The 19,871-nt window shown below is 41.0% G+C and carries 16 protein-coding genes and 2 pseudogenes; 15 read left to right on the top strand and 3 right to left on the bottom strand.

The window, feature by feature from the left end; translation table 11 throughout:
- Positions 1-1,533: 1,533 nt before the first annotated feature.
- The 6 genes and pseudogenes from CJ483_RS25865 to CJ483_RS21460 all read left to right on the top strand — a co-directional run.
- A pseudogene (locus CJ483_RS25865) lies at positions 1,534-2,087 on the top strand (SbcC/MukB-like Walker B domain-containing protein); the annotation flags it as partial.
- A gap of 126 nt (positions 2,088-2,213) precedes the next feature.
- A complete protein-coding gene (locus CJ483_RS21440) occupies positions 2,214-2,807 on the top strand; it encodes an SCO family protein (RefSeq protein WP_120037463.1) in 594 nt (197 codons plus the stop codon).
- A gap of 241 nt (positions 2,808-3,048) precedes the next feature.
- Positions 3,049-3,228 (top strand): hypothetical protein, encoded by a 180-nt coding sequence (locus tag CJ483_RS21445; protein WP_120037466.1) that lies wholly within the window; start codon positions 3,049-3,051, stop codon positions 3,226-3,228.
- Positions 3,229-3,465: 237 nt separating this feature from the next.
- Positions 3,466-4,731, top strand: coding sequence for a PucR family transcriptional regulator (locus tag CJ483_RS21450; protein ID WP_120037468.1), 1,266 nt, complete (start codon positions 3,466-3,468; stop codon positions 4,729-4,731).
- Between the two features lie 103 nt (positions 4,732-4,834).
- Complete coding sequence (gene ald, locus CJ483_RS21455) at positions 4,835-5,947, top strand: alanine dehydrogenase (protein WP_120037470.1); 1,113 nt, start codon at positions 4,835-4,837, stop codon at positions 5,945-5,947.
- A 179-nt stretch (positions 5,948-6,126) separates the two neighbouring features.
- Positions 6,127-6,660, top strand: coding sequence for a hypothetical protein (locus CJ483_RS21460; RefSeq protein WP_120037472.1), 534 nt, complete (start codon positions 6,127-6,129; stop codon positions 6,658-6,660).
- A 317-nt stretch (positions 6,661-6,977) separates the two neighbouring features.
- On the opposite strand, the gene CJ483_RS21465 is transcribed toward CJ483_RS21460, so the two are convergent.
- From CJ483_RS21465 to CJ483_RS21475, 3 genes are all read right to left on the bottom strand, one after another.
- Positions 6,978-7,709, bottom strand: a complete 732-nt coding sequence (locus tag CJ483_RS21465) for a L,D-transpeptidase family protein (RefSeq protein WP_120037474.1) — start codon at positions 7,707-7,709, stop codon at positions 6,978-6,980.
- Between the two features lie 104 nt (positions 7,710-7,813).
- Positions 7,814-9,340, bottom strand: coding sequence for a solute symporter family protein (locus CJ483_RS21470; protein ID WP_120037476.1), 1,527 nt, complete (start codon positions 9,338-9,340; stop codon positions 7,814-7,816).
- Positions 9,337-9,696 (bottom strand): DUF485 domain-containing protein, encoded by a 360-nt coding sequence (locus CJ483_RS21475; protein ID WP_120037478.1) that lies wholly within the window; start codon positions 9,694-9,696, stop codon positions 9,337-9,339. Before CJ483_RS21475 ends, CJ483_RS21470 begins: the two co-directional genes overlap by 4 nt.
- Positions 9,697-9,947: 251 nt before the next feature.
- Here CJ483_RS21475 and CJ483_RS21485 point away from each other — a divergent pair, with 251 nt between their 5' ends.
- The 9 genes and pseudogenes from CJ483_RS21485 (at position 9,948) to CJ483_RS21525 (ending at position 19,852) form a co-directional block, all read left to right on the top strand.
- Positions 9,948-11,510, top strand: coding sequence for a hypothetical protein (locus CJ483_RS21485; RefSeq protein ID WP_120037482.1), 1,563 nt, complete (start codon positions 9,948-9,950; stop codon positions 11,508-11,510).
- Positions 11,511-11,701: 191 nt separating this feature from the next.
- Positions 11,702-13,248 (top strand): annotated as a pseudogene (locus CJ483_RS21490) (glycine betaine uptake BCCT transporter).
- 126 nt (positions 13,249-13,374) lie between these two features.
- Entirely contained in the window at positions 13,375-13,962 is a 588-nt protein-coding gene (locus tag CJ483_RS21495; RefSeq protein ID WP_120037484.1) for a lytic transglycosylase domain-containing protein, read from the top strand.
- Positions 13,963-13,984: 22 nt separating this feature from the next.
- Positions 13,985-14,776 (top strand): thermonuclease family protein, encoded by a 792-nt coding sequence (locus tag CJ483_RS21500; protein WP_120037486.1) that lies wholly within the window; start codon positions 13,985-13,987, stop codon positions 14,774-14,776.
- Positions 14,777-14,871: 95 nt separating this feature from the next.
- Entirely contained in the window at positions 14,872-15,060 is a 189-nt protein-coding gene (locus CJ483_RS21505) for a hypothetical protein (RefSeq protein ID WP_120037488.1), read from the top strand.
- 206 nt (positions 15,061-15,266) lie between these two features.
- On the top strand, positions 15,267-16,316 hold the full coding sequence (locus tag CJ483_RS21510; protein ID WP_481747752.1) for a YeiH family protein: 1,050 nt from the start codon (positions 15,267-15,269) through the stop codon (positions 16,314-16,316).
- A 58-nt stretch (positions 16,317-16,374) separates the two neighbouring features.
- Positions 16,375-17,274 (top strand): selenium metabolism-associated LysR family transcriptional regulator, encoded by a 900-nt coding sequence (locus tag CJ483_RS21515; protein ID WP_120037490.1) that lies wholly within the window; start codon positions 16,375-16,377, stop codon positions 17,272-17,274.
- A gap of 146 nt (positions 17,275-17,420) precedes the next feature.
- Complete coding sequence (locus CJ483_RS21520) at positions 17,421-18,152, top strand: GntR family transcriptional regulator (protein ID WP_182917125.1); 732 nt, start codon at positions 17,421-17,423, stop codon at positions 18,150-18,152.
- A gap of 335 nt (positions 18,153-18,487) precedes the next feature.
- Positions 18,488-19,852 carry an aspartate aminotransferase family protein gene (locus tag CJ483_RS21525; RefSeq protein WP_120037492.1) on the top strand — a complete coding sequence of 455 codons (1,365 nt, stop codon included), beginning with the start codon at positions 18,488-18,490 and terminating at the stop codon, positions 19,850-19,852.
- Positions 19,853-19,871: the final 19 nt, after the last annotated feature.

The following is a 19,871-nucleotide window of genomic DNA, read 5'->3' on the forward strand; positions in this document are numbered from 1 at the left end:
CATCAAAGAGCCCTGGAAAAAGCTGAACAGCAGTGGCAAGAGGAAAATGGCAGAGAAGCAGAGCGGAAAGAAGCGGCCGATAGGCTGAACAAGCTGATTGCGCTTAGAGAATCGGTCTATTCCCTGGATGCGGAAAAAGCGATGTTAAACCGCTTGAATGTCCAAGTGAAAGCATGTGAAAAGAAACGGGAAGCACTCTCTGCACAGTCCGTACAAATAGAAACAAGAATAGAAAAGCTGGAAGAGGAGCTGTCTTCCCTCGATCGCTGGCAGCAAATTGTTTACGATGAAGAGAAGAACGGCTATCAGGCTGAAGCCCAAATAAAGCTGATTGAGAAGATTAGTAAAATAACTGAGCGGATCAAACATTTGAAAGAGCAGGAGCAAAACCAGCAACATCTAACTAAGGAAAAAAAGGAAGGGCTAGAAGCAGCCGCGATGAATGTGAAAAAGCTTGAAGAAAGCTGGCAGAAACAACAGGCAGGCATGTTGGCGCAGTCTCTTATTGCTGGAGAGCCATGTGCTGTTTGTGGTTCCACTCATCATCCATCTCCGGCAAAAGCTCATGCTGATGCTCCGGAGAAAGAAGAAATTGAAGCGGCCAAAAAGGTGTCAGCACAAGCTGAAAAAGAACAGCATGAAGCTGCCCGTGAGCTGGCTCGTATTCAAATTCATTTACAGAAGGAAGAAGAGGTATTAAACGAGCTCTTGCAGGAAACGAAAGAGCTTCATTTAAAAGTGGATTGGTCAAATATAGACGGCCAAAAAGCACAGCTGGTTTCTATTCAGGCAGCTGCCGAGCGAGCTATTCAGCAAGCGAATGAAAAGCTGCAGCAAAAGAAGGCATGGACTGAAGAACGAAACCGTCTGAATGTACAATGGAAAGAGCTGCGTGCTGAGTTAGCAGCATGTCAGCAAGAAGAACTAGAAGCGCGTGAATTATATGCTGGCAAGCAGTCACATGTAGACGAATTGTTAAAGAACATTCCGGTGCCGCTTCAGCAAAAAGAAGCGTATGAACAGGCGGTCGAGCAAGCTGAAGAAACGAGGCAGCGTTTGGAGGAACAGTTGGCGGCAGCCTTAAAAAGAAAGCAGGCTGCAGAAACAGCGCTTGCAGCTGTTGAAGCAGGCTTACAGGAGATACAAAGTACAATTGCTCAGCAAAAAGAACGCTTAGATGCTGAACGAGCGCGTTTTAAACAATTGATGGAGCAAAATGGATTTGCTGATTTTAAGCACTATTCAGCAAGCAAAAGGACGGAAGCGGAATTAAAGAAATTGCAACAGGAGATCCATTCCTTTCACGAGCATTTTCGCTCCGTATCCGATCTATTGAAGGAATTTACAGAAAGCCTAATGGGCATTGAAAAGCCGGATCTTGCCTCATTAATCACAAAAAAAGCTGAAATTGAGGAGCAGATAGCTGCGAAAGATAAGGAACGGCTTGCTCTTAACCATTTAATCAGCAACTGTCAGCGCATCGTAGGAAGAGTGGCAGCTGTGAATGAGCATTTACAAGATTTGGAGAAAGACTATAGCTTAATCGGTCATCTTTATGAGATCACGCACGGCAAAAATGTGCATAAATTAACATTTGAACGATATGTGCTAGCTGCTTTTCTTGATGATATTCTTGTTGTGGCAAATGAGCGGCTCGTAAAAATGACTGGTGGGCGTTACACGATGCACCGCAAAACAGATCGGGCAAAAGGAAATGCTCAAAGCGGTTTGGAGTTGTTAATTTTTGACCAGTATACTGGCCAGGAACGGCACGTAAAAACATTGTCGGGGGCGAAAGCTTTAAGGCGGCACTTGCGCTTGCTCTCGGCTTGGCGGAGATCGTCCAGCAATATGCAGGTGGGGTATCGTTGGAAACAATGTTTATTGATGAAGGGTTTGGTACGCTTGATCCCGAATCGTTAGACCAGGCGATTGAAGCGTTAATGGAGATTCAGGACTCCGGACGGCTCGTTGGTGTAATCTCTCATGTGCCCGAGCTAAAGGAAAGAATTGATGCCCGGCTCGAAGTTATATCATCGCAAAGTGGCAGTCATACACAATTTCAATTAGCGCTCTCCTCCACATAACTAGCATAAATAGGCAGGCGTGTTCATAAATTATTCAAGATAACCAATCGCCTGCCGTTGTATTTGTTGGATATATACAATAACATTATTTTAGATTTACTAGACTATTGCAGGAGGGAAAATAAATTGAATTATTCGCGCTCTTTTTTAGTGATTGCAGCGCTTTCGGTTATTTTGCTCGTAGCTGGCTGCGGCAAAAGTAATTTTGAAAGCAACATGGATGTCGAAATGCAAGACTTTGAGCATACGAACCAAAACAATAAAAAAGTCAGCTTAGAGGACTTAAAGGGAAAAGTATGGCTCGCTGACTTAATTTTTACTAGCTGCACAACGGTTTGCCAACCGATGACAAAGAATATGGCGGATCTGCAAAAGATGCTTAAAAAAGAAGGTGTAGAGGACTATCGTATCGTATCGTTTAGCGTCGATCCAGAGGTTGATACACCTGATAAGTTAAAAGAATACATTTCTCATTTTGAGGTGGATGAAAAGAAATGGGACTTGCTGACGGGGTATGATCCAGAATACATCCGTGATTTTGCAGAAAAGAATCTGCAAACATTGGCCGTTCCCGATCCTAATTCCAATCAAGTCACTCACGGTACAAGCTTTTATTTAGTGAATAAAGAAGGAAAAGTAGTAAAAAATTATAGCGGAGCAGAAGAAGTTCCATTTGAAGAAATTGTTCAAGATGTTAAGACACTGGTTGACGAAAAATAAGATCTTTTAGGTAAAGAAGGATGTTCTAGCGATTAGAGCATCCTTTCGTTTTTCCTCACTCCTTTTATTTGTTGGTAAGTGAAACGATAAATGGGTAAAAAGTAAGTAATAAAATAAAAACAAGACTTGACTTTAAAAAATTAACAAAAAATTCACAATCATTTAATTGATTTTTTGGTCTTTTTTGGGTAAGATAATTACACAGAAGTTTTTCTGAAAATTTAAAAAAGGGGTGAATTTTATGAACTACGGTATTTACAAGTTCGGATCTTTCAATCAAATCAAGTGCGAATGCGGGTGGGAAGGAGTCCGTGCTGACTTGAAGAAAGCATTTGTTGTTCTCGAACAAACGAAGTGCGGCTCCATTTTTGATGCAGAAGATGTGTATATTTGCCCAAACTGCGATTCTCGAAAATATTAATAATCTCCCGATCACTAGCCTTCTAGTATTCATTTCCCATTTGCCTGCCAATTTAGTAGATTGTCTGCTAATCTTATAATTTCAGCCTTTTAAACGGAGTATGCCAATTCCCGGCAGCTCCGTTTTCCTGTTAAAGGAGAAAATATATTGTTAAGCACAGTTTTCTGTCAGTTAATGGACAATAAATTAAAAATAGCTTTCAAGCAACGCGGTCTAATAATATAATGTTGGTACAGAATGAAATTAAAGAAAGAAAGTGGTTATATGGAAAAAGTAACTGGGAATTTCTTCTCCAAGGAATATGAATCCCTTGAAGTGCTTGCTGATTTAATTAGTGAAGAACTGGAATGTCCGATTACAATAGAAGATGACAATCACCGTATCATTGCCTATAGCCGACACGAAGATGAAGTTGATCCTGTCAGGATTGCAACCATTATGCGCAGGCGTGTGCCGGAAAATGTTATTAATAGCTTGTGGAAAGTAGGAGCGATACCAAAGCTGTTCGAAACAGAGGAGCCGGTTACAGTTCCTAGGATTGACCAGGTGGGGATCAGGGAGCGCGTGGCGATTTCAGTGCGTAAGAATAAAGAAGTTGTCGGCTTTATTTGGGCGCATCCGCGTAAGCCGTTCAATGAAGAGAAAATCATGATTTTAAAGGAAGCAGCAAAAGCGGTAAAAAATCAGCTTATTCAGCGCCAAAAACAGAAAACGGAAACTGAAAAGAATTATGAAGAACTTTTTTGGAAACTGCTGACCGGTCACTTTACAAGGCTTAGAGATTTAGAACAAGTAAATGAACGTTACAATTTAGTGCTGAAGGGTGCGTTGGCAGTCGTGATTTTAGACTTTTTACAGCCAATTAGCCAGCCAGTCGAACGCCAAACCAGTTACTTAGTAGAAACCATGCAACAGCTGCCCATCATAGCAAGGACCTTTGATAACGGACAGTTAATTCTGCTAGTGAGGCTGCCAGAGAAAGAGACAGAACAGGCCATTGGTGATTTTACCAATAATCTCATCAACAAAATCAAAGAACGTCAGCAAATTACAGGGATTATTGCCGCTTCAGGAAGCGTAACTAATAATCCGCTGGAGCTTGCCCGAAGCTATCAGGAGGCACTTTATGTACTGAAGGTGAAACAGCAGTTCTCATTAGCTGCCGCTTCTATTTTTAGCTACGATAGGCTTGGCGTGTTTCAATTTATCGAAGATTTGGCTGCGATCAGAAAACAATCTGGTTATACCAATCCGGCCATTGAAAAATTAAGCCAATATGACCGTGATCATCATGCCAACTTGCAGGAAACTATTTTTGTGTTCCTACATCATGATGGAAACATGAATGATGCAGCTAAAGCGTTACATATTCATGCCAATACGCTTGCTTACCGACTGAAAAGGATATCTGAAATAGCTGGGATCAATTTAAAAGATGCAAACCAAAAAATTACTTTGTATCTAGATTTACTCATTAAACAATTAGAGGAGGAAAGTTTGTAAAAAATCACAAAAACATCTCTTTGAATTTTTTATTTACAATGATGAATTGACCGGGAAATTAGCATAATATAGACGTATATTGAAAAGAAGAGGAGATGTTCAAATGATTATTGGTATTCCTAAGGAAATTAAAAACAACGAAAACCGTGTTGCGATCACTCCAGCTGGCGTTACTACTTTAGTTAGAGCAGGACACAAAGTGTTAGTGGAAAAGGATGCAGGGCTTGGAAGCGGTTTCACTAATGAAGAGTATCAAGAACTCGGTGCACAGTTGATTGATTCAGCAAAAGATGTATGGGATCAAGCTGAGATGGTTTTAAAAGTCAAAGAGCCAATCGAATCGGAATACCAATATTTCCGTAAAGACTTACTGTTATTTACGTACTTACACCTTGCAGCAGAGCCGGCTTTAACAAAAGCGCTTATAGAAAACGGTGTAACAGGCGTTGCTTATGAAACGGTATCAGTGAACCGTACCCTTCCTCTGCTTTCCCCAATGAGTGAAGTAGCAGGCCGCATGGCCGCACAAATTGGTGCACAATTCCTTGAGAAGAATCAAGGCGGAAAAGGTGTTCTTCTCGGTGGAGTACCAGGAGTAAAGAAAAGTAAAGTAACAGTAATCGGTGGCGGCATGGTAGGAACAAATGCAGCAAAAATCGCTTCCGGCCTCGGAGCTGAAGTAACAATTATTGACTTGAGTGCAGATCGTCTGCGCCAGCTTGAAGATATTTTCGGATCAAGTGTACAAACACTGATGTCCAGCCCGTTCAATATCGCTGAAGCAGTGAAGGAATCTGATCTTGTCATTGGAGCGGTATTAATTCCAGGTTCAAAAGCGCCTAAGCTTGTAACAGAAGAAATGGTTAAATCGATGTCTCCGGGATCTGTTATTGTAGACGTAGCGGTTGACCAAGGCGGTATCTTTGAAACAGTTGACCATGTAACAACACATGACAATCCAACGTATGAAAAGCATGGCGTTGTTCACTATGCTGTAGCTAACATGCCTGGAGCAGTTCCACGCACTTCTACGGTAGCGTTAACAAATGTGACTATTCCTTATGCTTTACAAATGGCTAATAAAGGATTTAATCAAGCAATCCAGGACAACCCTGCATTAAAGCTTGGAGTCAATACGTATAAAGGTCATGTAACATATGAAGCGGTAGCAAAAGACCTTGGATATGAATATAAAGCGGTAGAGGAATTAATTTAATCGTCAAAAACCTGTCATCGTTTGACAGGTTTTTTCATGGTTACTTACAAATATATCAATTCTGTTAAATACTGTAAACTTCCATTTTTTATTGGAGATTCTATGATATAATTTCTGCAAGGCAAGCTTAAAAATAATAAATGAGCTTAGTAAAACAGTAAAGGGCCAGGTGATAATAAATGGTTGTTAGACGCTCCTCCATAAAAACGAGCTATTTTGCAAAGTCTCTCCTATTGATTGTTTGTGGTACCTTACTGTTTACGGGCCTATCATTTTATTATTTTAAAGAGTATAGAAACGAACAGGCTTATGCGAAGCAGATAAAAGTGATTTATGAGCTGATGGATAAAAATGCCTATAAGGCGGAGTCTATCGTTTCTAGCTATGCGAATGACCAAGGAGTGGTTAGCCGCTATGGCGAAGGAATAGTAGCAGGGAGCAACAGCTCTTTCCGGTATGACAATATGGTGAAGACATTAAGACAAGATTCAGAAAAATGCCGCGACTTGTTATTTGAGCTATCGGAACCGCCAGAAGAAATGACAGAGGTGTACGCTATTTTACTTGATGCTCATATTACCTATAAGCAATATATTCAGCTGGCCTTGCGTTCGCAGGAGCCAACAGCTAATTTTGCCAAGAAAGAACAAGTCCTAAGAGAAGAGCTTAACAATGGTTTAGCACTTGTGAAAAATAGAATAGAACAGATGTAAGTAAGCTTTAAAGGACATCATTTATTACGGTGATGTGCTTTTTTGTTTCTTAAACTTTTTAAATCTTTTGTGTGAGTCTAGAAAGAGGAGGATACACAAGCCTCCAAGTCTACAACATGAATGTGGGCAAATACATATTTGATGGGGAATGGAATACATTCTTTTAATAGGCTCTAAAAAATTAAGCAGCTTTTAGAGGGATTGGAGAGACATTCAACAAAGTCAACTGCAAGAGGGATAGAAAAGAGGGACGGCCTTTTCTATCCTTCATCCTCTATCTTTTAACCAAACAGTGAGTTTTTGAATGGATGGCATAGTCACTTGGCAGAATTCTTGTAGTTTTTAAGCTGAGTGACGATGGAAGATTGATCGCCAATCACGATTTTAGGCTGCTTGGCCGGCACGATCCAGCGCATCACATTTAACAGGTGATTCTCATTAAGCGCTACGCATCCAGCTGTCGGACTTGTCGATTGTCGCCATCTGTGAAGAAAGATGGCACTCCCTTTTCCTGTAATAATAGGCTTTTCATTATATTTTATGATAACTGCATACTTATACAAAAAGTGATTCAGCCGTTCGTAGGACTTCCAGCGCTTATTGGGGTTGCCTCTATAATATATCCACTGATTGTAGTCTGGTGAAGACGGATCGTCTATCCAATAATGATAGTTATTCGTTTGCGTATACCGTATGTTTAGATTAGCTGGTTTTGGAGCAAATCCAAAGCCTTCACCAATAGGAAATAAACCAACAGGGGTGCGGCCATCCCCCTCTCTTTTTGACTGAGACAGGCCATTCTTACCAATCACAGCGGCAGTTTTGTACGTTTGCACCCAGGTATCGCCTCTTTTTTCGTATGTTCTTAATACGGCTTGGTAATGATTTGTCTTTCCTTCTACAACGATAAACTGGCTGCTGTCTGTAATAGCTGATAATTGGGCAGCTACTTTTTTCTCGAAAGAGGTAGTCTCTGCAGCTGTTGAGAAAGAAGGGGACAAAAAAGCGGCACAAAAAATGAATAGGGTAGATACAAATATCTTTTTCATCTTTATCTCCTGTTTTTAAACTATTATACTCTTATCTGGATGGAAAAGGCACTAAAAGGGAAACAAAAAACAGCAGCCGATTCTGGCTGCTGTTTCATATAGACTTACCCTTTAAATCCAGTATTTGCTTTTACAGAGACTTCAGCAAATTTACGGGCATCTGCTTTAGCAGAAAGTACCGTACCGACATACCCGGCAAGGAAACCGGCTGGAATAGAGATAACTGCTGGATTGGTAAGAGGGAACAGCGGGCTGCCGACAAAAATGGCTGTGCCTTCAGGGCCTAATACGTTCGGGCTGATGGCTACCAACATTAACGCAGAAAGCAATCCAGTTAACATAGCAGAAATGGCGCCGATGGTGTTAAAGCGCTTCCAATAGATCGTGTACAAAATAACAGGAAGGTTTGCACTGGCCGCTACGCAAAAGGCGAGAGAAACGAGAAAAGCTACGTTCATTTTTTGAGCAAACAGAGCGAGCAAAATAGAAAAAATAGCAACCGAAATGGAGGCATAGCGCGCAGCGAGCATCTGCTGTCTTTCCGTCACCTTTCCTTTTTTAATAATCTCTCCGTAAATATCATGGGCGAAGGCGGATGCTCCTGATAAAACGAGACCAGCTACTACTGCAAGAATCGTGGCGAATGCCACGGCGGATACAAATGACATCAGCATGTCGCCGCCTAATGCTTGAGCAAGCAAGGGAGCTGCCATGTTTCCAGCCGCGTTGGCAGAGATAATTTTATCGGAACCAACAAAAGCGGCAGCACCGAAGCCAAGGAAGATGGTAAGAATATAAAAAACACCAACAATCCATGTAGCATAAACGACGGAGCCTCTTGCCGTTTTTGCATCTTTTACAGTAAAGAAGCGCATAAGGATATGCGGAAGACCAGCGGTCCCAAATACGAGAGCCATCGTCATAGAAAGCGTATCGATAGGATTTTTGTATTTCACACCAGGATTTAAATAATTTTCCCCGTGTGAAGTGGCGGATTTCATGTCAGAGAACATTTCAAAGATGTTAAAATGAAATTTCATTAATACGAGAAAAGAAATAATAACAGTACCGATCATAAGCAGAACAGCTTTAATAATTTGCACCCAGCTCGTTGCTGTCATACCGCCAAACAATACATAAACAGTCATCATCACACCGACAATTAAGACGGCAATCCAATAATCAATCCCCAACAGCAATTGGATAAGAGCACCGGCTCCTACGAGTTGGGCAATCATGTAAAAAATAACAATTGTAATGGTACTCAGAGCCGCAGTAGCTCTTACCTTCTTCTGGTCAAAGCGGGCATTAATCATATCTGCCAGCGTATATTTACCCAGATTGCGCAATGGTTCAGCGACTAGATAAAGTACGACCAAATAGGCAACGAGATAGCCGATGCTGAAAAAGAAGCCATCAAAGCCATTTAAGGCGATAGCCCCGGCTATTCCAAGAAATGAGGCTGCCGACAAGTAGTCTCCCGCAATAGCCAGTCCGTTTTGCCAGCCTGTCAGCCCGCCACCCGCTGTGTAAAACTCACTTGCTGTATTTGTACGCTTAGCGGCAAAGTACGTAACGACAAGCGTGAGTCCGACTATTCCAACGAAAAACGCTAACCCAATGACACTCATAACGGTTGATCTCCTTTTTTCTCTACTTGTAAATCGTTTAAGATATCATCAGACATTTGATCAAACTGATTAGCTTTTTTTACATAGATCATACTTAGCGCCCAAGTCATGATAAATTGGGCAAAAGCAAAAATCCAAACCCATGAAATCGAACCGATCGCCGGCTTATTTAAAATGGTTGAGTAGGATGTAAGCAGTGGCAGTGAAAAATAAAATAGCAGAAAGAAGATTGAAAGAGGGACAAGAAATTTGGTTTTACTTTTCACCATTTGTTTAAACTTCGGGCTTTCGGCAATGCTTTCATAAGTAGTTTTTTCTGCTCCAAGCGGTGGGGGTTTTAGCTTTTGATTTCCCATGAACATCCTCCTAAAATGAATTTCCTGAAATTACATAAATTTCAGAATTATATACCAATTTTAAAAAATATTTCCTTATTTTGCAATGGTTTGGAAAAAAACCGACTGATTAGTTTTAGACAAAATTCGACGGTTAGATTAAGAAAAGCGATTTTCTTTGCGCAAATACCTTCTTCTGTTATTTTGATATATAATGATATACAAATAATTTGAATAGATTGGACGGATTGCTTATGATAGAAGGCCGGCAATTGGCACATTCGCTTGTGTCTCTAAAAGGGACTCACTTACGGTTTGTATATGTCATGCTGCATGATTTAAACTTTTGGGATCTTGTTTCTTCTAAAACAAAAGATTTAGTTTCAAAAGAACAGTCTGCTCATTTTTATGAATGGCTTAAAAAGGAAGCTGATAAGCTAAACGTAGTAGAAGATCAGGAACTGCAGCTGGATTTGCTGCTGGAGTTAAGTAAAACACTTAAACTGCCTATGCGTCTGCTTGATGACCCATACAAGGTTATGAAGCAATGTGAAGAAATAATTGACGAAGCTTTTCTACAGCTTCAGAAGCAATATAAGGATTTTGCCAAAGCATTTGATCGCTTTCCTGAAAAAAATAAAGTGAAGTTTCTTGTTCACTGGGAAATGGCGCAATTATATACGCATATGAATGCCCAGCAGTCTAAGCCTGAAAAAGGAACGGAGACAGCTATTTGGGTAGACGAAATTCTGATGTTTGTTGAACATTTGCCTTCTTACCAACAGGAACAAATTAAGGAGCAGATTCATTTATCAGAATGGACAGCAGAAGAATTGCAAATAGCGCTATTGGAGGATGCTTTTGCTGTTTTTACCTCCATCGTGGAAAAGACGGGTTTTGGCTTTTACAAATATTTGCTTCAATGCTTCTCAAGGGAGCGTCCCGCTGCTGCTTTTGCCCCGCAGGAAGCTGCTTATTTTTCATGGATGACAAACCCTGACTTACTGTTGTCACTCATTTTTAAAGGTGGAGGTATCCTTTACCGTTATCAAAATTTATTATTTAATAAGGGTCTGCTGCCGATGGCTCTGTTTGAGACAATTCTTCCTTATTTAGCGGATGGTGCGTCGGAGGAAGAGGAGGACCTTGCAGTAATTACTCATTCCTGGAACCAGCGGTTTGTTGATTACCGCAAGATGCTTCGTTCAGTAAATGAAATGGTGCAAAAGCAAAATGATTGGAAAAAGGGATTGGACATTCTTAGAGAAGAACTAAAAGAGGAAGAAGCTGTGTTTCGTCAAACAGAAGCGTACAATCTACAACTGCGAGAAAAACTGATACAGATGTTAAAGCAAGACCCGGCACGGCCCTATTTTGGCGAACTTAGCGTCAAGAATAACAGGCTGCAAGAGGAGTTGAAGAAAGTGGAAGCTAAATTGGCTAAACAGGAAAATGCGAAAAAAGGGATCGTTCGGTCCGTTACCACTTTTATTAAATCAAGCTATCATCAGACGGAAAAAGCCCAGATTGAAAAGAAAATTGACAAAGTGTTCAATGAAATCAGCGATTTAGTATTGGAAAAATATCATGACTATGAACCGCAGCTAATTGAAGAAATCCATCGTTCCAATGATGAACTTGCACAATTGAACCTGAATAAGCAAGAGATCCAGCGTAAAATTGAAAAATTCACGGAAAAGTTGGCAGAGGTAAAGCAACAAGAAAAGCAAATGAGAACCGCGATCTCGGATGCAGAAAAGCGGACATATGGCTTATCGCAATTATACAAAAGCGAAATGGAAAAAGAAACCACTCCATATATGAATGAGCTATAACGATATCACTTCACTCTGTCGGTTCCTCAATACCGGCAGAGCTTTTTTATGACAAGAATACTAGAGGGATTTATGGTAAGAGTAATTATAGGGAAAGATCCCTTTACTTGATTGGATACCGGTTATTTGTTAGGGTTATATAGGTTGTCGAATAAGCGCAGAGAAAATCTGTGGATATACTGCCCATTCCCATGTGCATTAGTCAGGTGAAATATAGAAAGGAGAATTTTGTGCAAAAAATTTCAAGTGTATTTTGGATTACGATCGCATTAGTGCTTGCTTCTGTTATATTTGGCGTAGCGGCACCAAAAACATTCGAGCAAGTCACAAATAACATTCAAACGTTTATTACCTCAGCCTTTGGCTGGTATTATTTAATTATAGTCGCGGTGATTGTCTTATTTTGTTTATTGTTAATTTTCAGCCCGGTAGGATCTATTAGGTTAGGAAAGCCTGGAGAGAAGCCAGACTATTCTACTCCTTCATGGTTCGCTATGCTGTTTAGTGCAGGTATGGGAATAGGCCTAGTATTTTGGGGGGCAGCAGAGCCGTTGAGCCACTTTGCGATTGACCCTCCTTTAGCAAAAGCAGGCTCAGAGGCAGCCGTGAAAGAATCCATGCGTTACACATTTTTCCACTGGGGCATTCATGCCTGGGCTATTTATGCTGTTGTGGCATTGGCACTGGCCTATTATCAGTTCCGTAAAGAGGAACCTGGCTTAATCAGTGCAACGCTTGTCCCGATTTTAGGAGAAAGGGCAAGAGGGCCACTCGGTACAGTAATTGATGTGATGGCTGTGTTTGCTACAGTAGTGGGGGTAGCTACTACATTGGGCTTTGGGGCGGCCCAAATTAATGGTGGTCTTTCTTATTTGTTTGGTACACCGATTAACTTCTCTGTGCAACTGATTATTATTATTGTTGTAACCATTTTATTTATGGCTTCTGCTATCAGCGGGCTGGGAAAAGGAATTAAAATATTGAGCAATGCGAATATGCTTTTAGCTATTGTGTTGCTAGTGCTTATGCTTATCCTTGGTCCTACTCTGTTTATTATGAATTTATTTACGGATACAATTGGCACCTACCTTCAAAACTTGGCGACGATGAGTTTTCGGATTGCTCCCTTAAATGAAGAGCATCGTTCCTGGATTAATGGTTGGACTATTTTCTATTGGGCATGGTGGATTTCATGGTCGCCATTTGTCGGTATTTTTATCGCCCGTGTGTCTAAAGGAAGGACGATCCGTGAGTTTTTAATTGGCACATTGATTATGCCGGCGCTTGTGAGCTTTTTATGGTTTGCTGTATTTGGAGCTTCAGCAATAGACTTGCAAATATCAGGAGCCGTAGATTTAACAAAGAATGCAACAGAAGAAGTCCTGTTTGCTATTTTTCATGAGCTTCCATGGTCTTCTGTTCTTTCGGTCATAGCTGTTGCTTTAGTTAGCATATTCTTTATTACCTCTGCTGATTCAGCCACTTTTGTATTGGGAATGCAAACAACCTACGGTTCACTTACTCCTCCGAATCGTGTAAAATTAGCATGGGGATTGCTCAATCACTGACTGCAGTTATTCTTTTATATAGCGGAGGGCTTCAGGCGTTGCAAAATGCTCTTATTATAGCTGCTCTTCCGTTTTCGGCAATCATTATATTAATGATGCTATCCTTGTATAAGTCACTTGCAAAAGAAAGAAAAGACATGATGAAGGCGTTCCGTTCTCCTAGAAAATAATAATTTAGGTTGGCCGTTCTGCCGAATGCAGGACGGCCTTTTTAGGTGAGCATCGTTATTGCTTGCAGATTTTTCTACAGTTATCTAATATAGATGCGAACCGACTTTCTAATTGAGGAGAACACCATGAAAAAAAGAAAGCTAAAAAAATCGGTAAAACGAAAATTATTTTTTTTACTATTTATAATTGCAATGGTATATGTGGCGTTCCATCAGGGAAACGCCCCTAAAGACACTGTTATTGAACCGTCTATCCCAAAGGAATATGTCCCTATATATAAAGCTGCAGAGAAGGAGTACGGCGTGCCCTGGCAGCTGTTAGCTGCCCATCATCGGGTAGAAACCAAGTTTTCAACAATGGAATCGATGATATCACCAGCCGGCGCAGAAGGGCCTATGCAATTCATGCCATGCACCTTTGTCGGATGGAGTCATCCTACGTGCAGCGATCTTGGAAAAGGAAATATTTCAAGTAAAGACAAAGTGAACCCGGCCATTATAAAGAAATATGGGGGATACGGAGTGGATGCGAATGGAGATGGAAAAGCGGATCCTTTTGATCTTGAAGACGCTGTTTTTAGTGCAGCTGCTTATTTAAAAGCCCATGGGGCAGCTGATGGGCAGTTGAAAAAAGCTATTTATTCCTATAATCACAGCGAGCAATATGTAGATGATGTACTACACTATTTTTATGCATACACATCTAAAGAATAGAATCGAAGAAAAGGTGTTTGTTATGAGTAAGATTAAATTAATTTTACTGACAGCTATTTTTTTAATGGTTAGTGGCTGTGCAATAGAAGAACAACAGGGAAGCACAGAAAATCAGCAGTCTGACAATGCAGGGAAAGTGCAAGAAACAGATAAGTCTGCGGCCTTTAACAGCAACGATGAGACCGACAGTGATAAGGGCTTGGCAGGTACTGTCGTTTATGTAGTTGATGGTGATACTTTCGATGTTCAATTAGCAAATGGAAAGAAAGAACGGGTTCGAATGACATTGGTCGACACGCCAGAAACAAAGCACCCGCGGCTTGGCGTTCAGCCTTTTGGCCCGGAGGCTTCTGCTTATACTAAGACGCTATTGACCGATAAGAAAGTATCGTTGGAAATGGATGTACAAGAGCGTGACCGCTATGGCCGGGTGCTTGCTTACGTTTGGCTCAACGACAAGTTAGTGAATGAACAGCTGATTGCAAAAGGGCTGGCTCGTGTGGCGGTTTTTCCGCCGAATACAAAATATGTTGATCGCTTTGAACGAGTACAACAGAAAGCACGTGAACAGCGATTGGGCATTTGGTCAGTGGAGGATTACGTAACGGATCGCGGATATAACGCAGAATCAGTAAAACAAGAAAAGAGGACTGCTCCAGCGGACGATTGCAAAATTAAAGGCAATATCTCAAGCTCGGGCGAAAAAATCTACCACATTCCTGGAAATCAATCCTATGACATAACAAAGCCGGAGCAAATGTTTTGCACAAAAGCAGAAGCGGAAGCAGCTGGGTTTCGAGCAGCTAAAAGATAACAGGTGACTTATTTATATAAGGGGTTGATCCCTGCACCTTTTTCTCCACAGCGCATAAGATGTTATGACAAAATAACATGCGGAAGGAGTTTAACATGAAAAACAAGCACCATAAGCCGGATCATAAAATGGCAGGGGAAGAGCGCGAGGAACGCATGGAACGTGAAGAACATATGCGGCGCGTTCATGAGTTTTGGTGGGGAAGACGGCCTTCTGGAAAAGAGGAAAGCAGGGAAGAAAACAAAGAAGAAAATAGAAGTGAAAACCGAAGAGATAAGAAATAAGTATTTAGCAAAACGGCCTTTTACAGGTCGTTTTTTTGTTTGATAAAAGTGTCGGTTAGGAATGCAAATTGACTCCTGTAAGGTGACTAGTAGCAGCTAACCATCTAAAACGGCTACTTTCCATGAAAGAATACAATAACACTTATCACATAATCAAAATAATGATCAGGCAAAACTGTGATACGTTTAATTTAACTAATACGGAGGTGGTCAGGTTGGAAGCACAAAGAATGCAATCCTATGCACAGGAGAGACCGAAAAAACAAAGCAAGCCCCATAGAGTGGCAAAAGGAGTGGCGTTAACTTTTCTTATTGCAGTGATTGCGGGCTTCATTGCCAAACTTCCTTTTTTTCAAATCATGGGGATTATGATTTTGTCTATTTTAATCGGCATGATTTGGAAAAATACTGCTCAAGTTAAGGCTGACTATCAGGAAGGCATTCAATTCAGCAGCAAGGTATTGCTGCGCGCGGGAATTATTTTATTGGGCTTTCGACTGAACTTGCTGGATATTGCCGCAGCTGGTTATGCTGTGTTAGCAACAGATGTGCTTGTCATCGCTTTTACAATGACATTTATTCTGCTTTTAGGAAAGGTATTCAAATTAGACAAACACCTATCAATGTTGATTGCGGCAGGCACAGCTATTTGTGGGGCTGCTGCTATTATTGCGGTAGCGCCCATCATTAAGAATAAACAAGAGCACACAGCCATCGCTGTTTCATGTATCGCTATTTTGGGAACGATCGGTGCACTTCTTTATATCTTTTTATTCCCCCATTTACCAATCAGTAAGTATGAGTATGGTGTATTGACAGGAGCGACACTGCATGAGCTGGCCCATGTTGTCGCTGCAGCTGTACCAGGAGGGGCAGAAAGCAGCCAGGCAGCTATCGTAGTGAAGCTTGGAAGAGTGCTTTTATTAATACCGGTCGCTTTAATCATCAGCCTGATCATTAATAGAAAGGAATTGACGGAGAAAGGATTGAAAAGTCTGCCGATTCCATGGTTTATTTTTGGTTTTTTATTCGCCAGCTTTATTAACACCCTTGATTTCATACCGGAGAGTGTTGTCACCTATTTGCTTTTGTTAAGCACATACTTGCTTGCAATGGGGATGGCGGGGCTTGGATTAAATGTTAATTACAAAGACTTTGCGAGAGAAGGGATGAAGCCAGTAGGAGTTGCTATTGTTGGTTTTGCTGGTCTGTTGGCGCTTTCTCCTCTGGTTTTATTCATCTTCCGCATGATTTGAGTGAAAAGTTCCTTCTGCTTCATTTATAATGAAAGAGGAAACAGAGGGGAGAAGACGAATGAACTTAGAATACTTACGGTTATTTTACGCGGTAGCAAACAATAAAAACTTTTCACAGACGGCGAAAGAGCTGCATATCTCCCAGTCATCTGTCAGTCTACAAATTAAACATTTAGAAGATATGCTTCAAACGAAGCTATTTGAACGTACAACCAAAAAGGTAGATTTAACACCGGCAGGTCAAATATTATATAAAAAAGCGGAGAAAATGCTTTTTTTAATGAACGAAATCCAAAATGAACTGCAAGAATTAAAGGGAGAGGTCGCCGGCAGTTTAAACATTGGAGCCAGCCTGACAATTGGCGAGCATGTGTTGCCGTTTTTAATTGCAAACTATAAAAAGCGCTACCCGCTCGTCGATGTTCATTTAAAAATGTGCAACTCGGAGCAAATTATTGAGAAATTGTATAAGCATGAATTAAACCTCGGATTTATTGAATCTATGCTATCCTATCCTAATTTGAAACAAATCCCATTTCAGGAAGACGAATTAATCCTGATTGCTTCCAGCTCTTCACAAATTATTATTAGCGATAGCATATTGAAAGAAGAGCTCACTTCCCTTCCATTCATTATTCGGGAGAAAGGTTCTGGCACCAGACAAGTTATTGAAGGCAGTTTAAGAAAAAATCAAGTAGACCCCAACGAGTTAAAGACGGTATTGGAGTTAGAACATACAGAGTCTATTAAAAGCGCTGTAGAAGCGGATATTGGTATCTCAATCATTTCAAAATCAGCCGTGAAAAAAGAGCTGCAGCTGGGGACATTAAAAGAAGTAAAGATTGATGGTGTAAAGTTAACAAGGCAATTCTACATGGTCTATTTTGAAGAGGCTCTACAGCTGACAAGCAAAAAATTAAAAGACCTTGTTTTCTCACAATCTAGTAAGATTCATTAAGAACAGGTGTCGATAGAATTCTATATTGAATTCTGTTGATACCTGTTTTTTAATAATGTGTTACAATTTTATAAAATCATCTCAAGATGAGAAGAAGGAAGAATCACCGCTTTTTGGCAAGGCTTAAAAATGATGGAGAAAGGGGTATGCATGTGGAGAAGCTAAATCCTAAAGATCCGGTGCCGCTTCATATTCAGTTAAGGAACAAGATAGAAGGATTAATTCATGAAGGAAGGTACCAGAGCAAGATTCCGAGTGAGCGTCAGCTGATGGATGAATATGAAGTGAGCAGAAGTACGGTGAGAGAAGCGGTTGCCCACCTTGTTCGAGAAGGGCTTGTTGAAAAAGTCCATGGCAAAGGAACATTTATCTCTTCTAAAGCTATTCAAGATTGGCTCGGTTCATTAACAAGTACGACAGAAACGATACGGAAAATGGGGATGGAGCCGGGAGCTAAGCTCGTTACACATGGGGTAATTAATCCACCAGCCGATATCATCGAAGCCACAGGCTTTAAAATCGCTTATTTTATCAAGAGAGTTAGGTATGCTAACGACATTCCACTCGCTATTGAACTGCAATATTATCCTGTCGATATTGGTAGTAAATTAGCTGAATTCGATATTGATAAAGGGACTCTTTTTGATTTAATGGAAGAAAATCTTGGCATTCAGTTAGCGGAGGCAGAGCAATTGCTTACGAGCGGCTTTTTAAGCGCCGAAGATGCTGAATTGTTAGATGTGCCTGATTTGTTCAATGTGTTAAATACGGAGCGAAAGCTTTGGGATCACTCTGGCAGGCTGGTTGAATACTACGTGGCCTCTTTCCGCTCTGATATGTACTCATTTCGTATGAAGCTAAGTAAAAAGAACAATTGAAGAGGGGACGGCTAGATAAGGGGAAGAGCTGTTTCTTGATGGGTATTCTGTCGTTCCCTGTCTATTAAAAATGCAGATAAGCATAAATAGAATTTGCAATAAATAATATATTTAGAATTGATTGAATATTTTCAAAACGTATGATTTAATATAAATAACAACAGAGAGGTACACAAACTGGTACGGACGACCTGACGACATGATATGACAAAGAGAAGAGCAGAGGAGGAGAACGAAAGAAAGTAAAAGCTTTTTCTTGTAAATTCGCTGCGGCAGCAGCTGAGTTTAATAGATGATTAGCTAGTTATTAATACTTGTTAAAGGGGGCAAACAGGATGGCTCAATTGGAAGTGAAAGATAATCAAAAGCTGGTGAAACAAGATAACGACCACTTGTGGCACGCGATGAGCCGCCATGTAGAAGGCGGACAGCCAATGATTGCTGAATCAGGCGAGGGTGCATGGTTCACAGACCTTGAAGGAAAACGTTATCTGGACGGAGTTTCAGGGCTCTGGTGCTTAAATTTAGGGCACGGTCGCGAGGAAATTGTAGAAGCTGCTGCAGAACAAATGAGAAAGCTTTCCTATTTTCCGCTGACGTTAAGCCATCAGCCGGCGATTGAATTATCTGCGAAGATAAGCGAATTACTGGGAGATTCCTATAAAACCTTTTTCTCGAATAGCGGTTCTGAAGCAAATGAAACCGCCTTCAAAATTGCGAGACAATATCATCAACAAAACGGAAATCCAGGAAAATATAAATTTATCTCCAGGTACCGGGCCTATCATGGATCAACTCTCGGTGCATTAAGTGCAACGGCGCAAGCAAACAGACGAGTGAAGTACGATCCGGGCGTGCCGGGCTTCCTGCATGTTCCACCTCCGTACAGCTATCGTTGCCCGTTTGGTGAAGAAGTAACAAATTGTGATAAGGTAGCAGCGGATCAAATTGACCAGATGATTACGTGGGAGGGAGCCGAATCAGTCGCAGCAGTGATCATGGAACCATTTATTTCCGGAGGTGGCGTGATTGTCCCTTCGAGCGAGTATTTGCAGCGAGTAGCTGACATTTGCAAGAAGCATGATGTATTGCTCATTATCGATGAAGTGGTTTCCGGTTTTGGGCGTACAGGCAAGATGTTCGGCTTCATGCATTCAGCAGGTGTACAGCCTGACATCGTTACAATGGCGAAAGGACTGACAAGTGGATACTTGCCGCTTGGGGCAACAGCCGTTCATTCCCGCATTTATGAAAAGTTCAAGGAAAAAGGAACAGACAACCACCTTCGCCACGTTTCAACGTACGGAGGACACCCAGCAAGTTGTGCGGTTGCTCTGAAAAATATTGAGATTATTGAGCGAGAAGGCATTGTAGAAAGAGTGGCCCGGCTTGGAGAACTAATCTTAGGTAAATTAAATGAGCTAGCGAGCCATCCATACGTAGGGGAAGTAAGATCAAAAGGGTTCTTATACGGCTTAGAGCTCGTAAAAGATAAGGATACAAAGGAGCCGATTTCTGATGAAATCATCGGCAGCATCATTGCCAAGTGTAAATCAAAAGGACTGATTATCGGACGAAACGGTGATACAGTTCCGGGATTCAACAATGTGCTCATTGTAGCACCACCGCTTTCTTCTACAGAGGAAGATCTTCACTTCCTTGTTAATACCATGTTTGAGGTTTTTAATGATACTAAATAATTTTAACGATAAAAGTGAA

The organism is Bacillus sp. PK3_68, assembly GCF_003600835.1.
Classification (GTDB): domain Bacteria; phylum Bacillota; class Bacilli; order Bacillales; family Domibacillaceae; genus Pseudobacillus.

What these genes read in the sequence shown, in the direction of transcription:
- CJ483_RS21445 (WP_120037466.1), top strand. Translation starts at nt 3,049, where the DNA reads ATGAACTACGGTATTTACAAGTTCGGATCTTTCAATCAAATCAAGTGC.
- CJ483_RS21450 (WP_120037468.1), top strand. Translation starts at nt 3,466, where the DNA reads ATGAAATTAAAGAAAGAAAGTGGTTATATGGAAAAAGTAACTGGGAAT.
- ald (WP_120037470.1), top strand. Translation starts at nt 4,835, where the DNA reads ATGATTATTGGTATTCCTAAGGAAATTAAAAACAACGAAAACCGTGTT.
- CJ483_RS21460 (WP_120037472.1), top strand. Translation starts at nt 6,127, where the DNA reads ATGGTTGTTAGACGCTCCTCCATAAAAACGAGCTATTTTGCAAAGTCT.
- CJ483_RS21465 (WP_120037474.1), bottom strand. Translation starts at nt 7,709, where the DNA reads ATGAAAAAGATATTTGTATCTACCCTATTCATTTTTTGTGCCGCTTTT.
- CJ483_RS21470 (WP_120037476.1), bottom strand. Translation starts at nt 9,340, where the DNA reads ATGAGTGTCATTGGGTTAGCGTTTTTCGTTGGAATAGTCGGACTCACG.
- CJ483_RS21475 (WP_120037478.1), bottom strand. Translation starts at nt 9,696, where the DNA reads ATGGGAAATCAAAAGCTAAAACCCCCACCGCTTGGAGCAGAAAAAACT.
- CJ483_RS21495 (WP_120037484.1), top strand. Translation starts at nt 13,375, where the DNA reads ATGAAAAAAAGAAAGCTAAAAAAATCGGTAAAACGAAAATTATTTTTT.
- CJ483_RS21500 (WP_120037486.1), top strand. Translation starts at nt 13,985, where the DNA reads ATGAGTAAGATTAAATTAATTTTACTGACAGCTATTTTTTTAATGGTT.
- CJ483_RS21505 (WP_120037488.1), top strand. Translation starts at nt 14,872, where the DNA reads ATGAAAAACAAGCACCATAAGCCGGATCATAAAATGGCAGGGGAAGAG.
- CJ483_RS21515 (WP_120037490.1), top strand. Translation starts at nt 16,375, where the DNA reads ATGAACTTAGAATACTTACGGTTATTTTACGCGGTAGCAAACAATAAA.
- CJ483_RS21520 (WP_182917125.1), top strand. Translation starts at nt 17,421, where the DNA reads ATGCATGTGGAGAAGCTAAATCCTAAAGATCCGGTGCCGCTTCATATT.
- CJ483_RS21525 (WP_120037492.1), top strand. Translation starts at nt 18,488, where the DNA reads ATGGCTCAATTGGAAGTGAAAGATAATCAAAAGCTGGTGAAACAAGAT.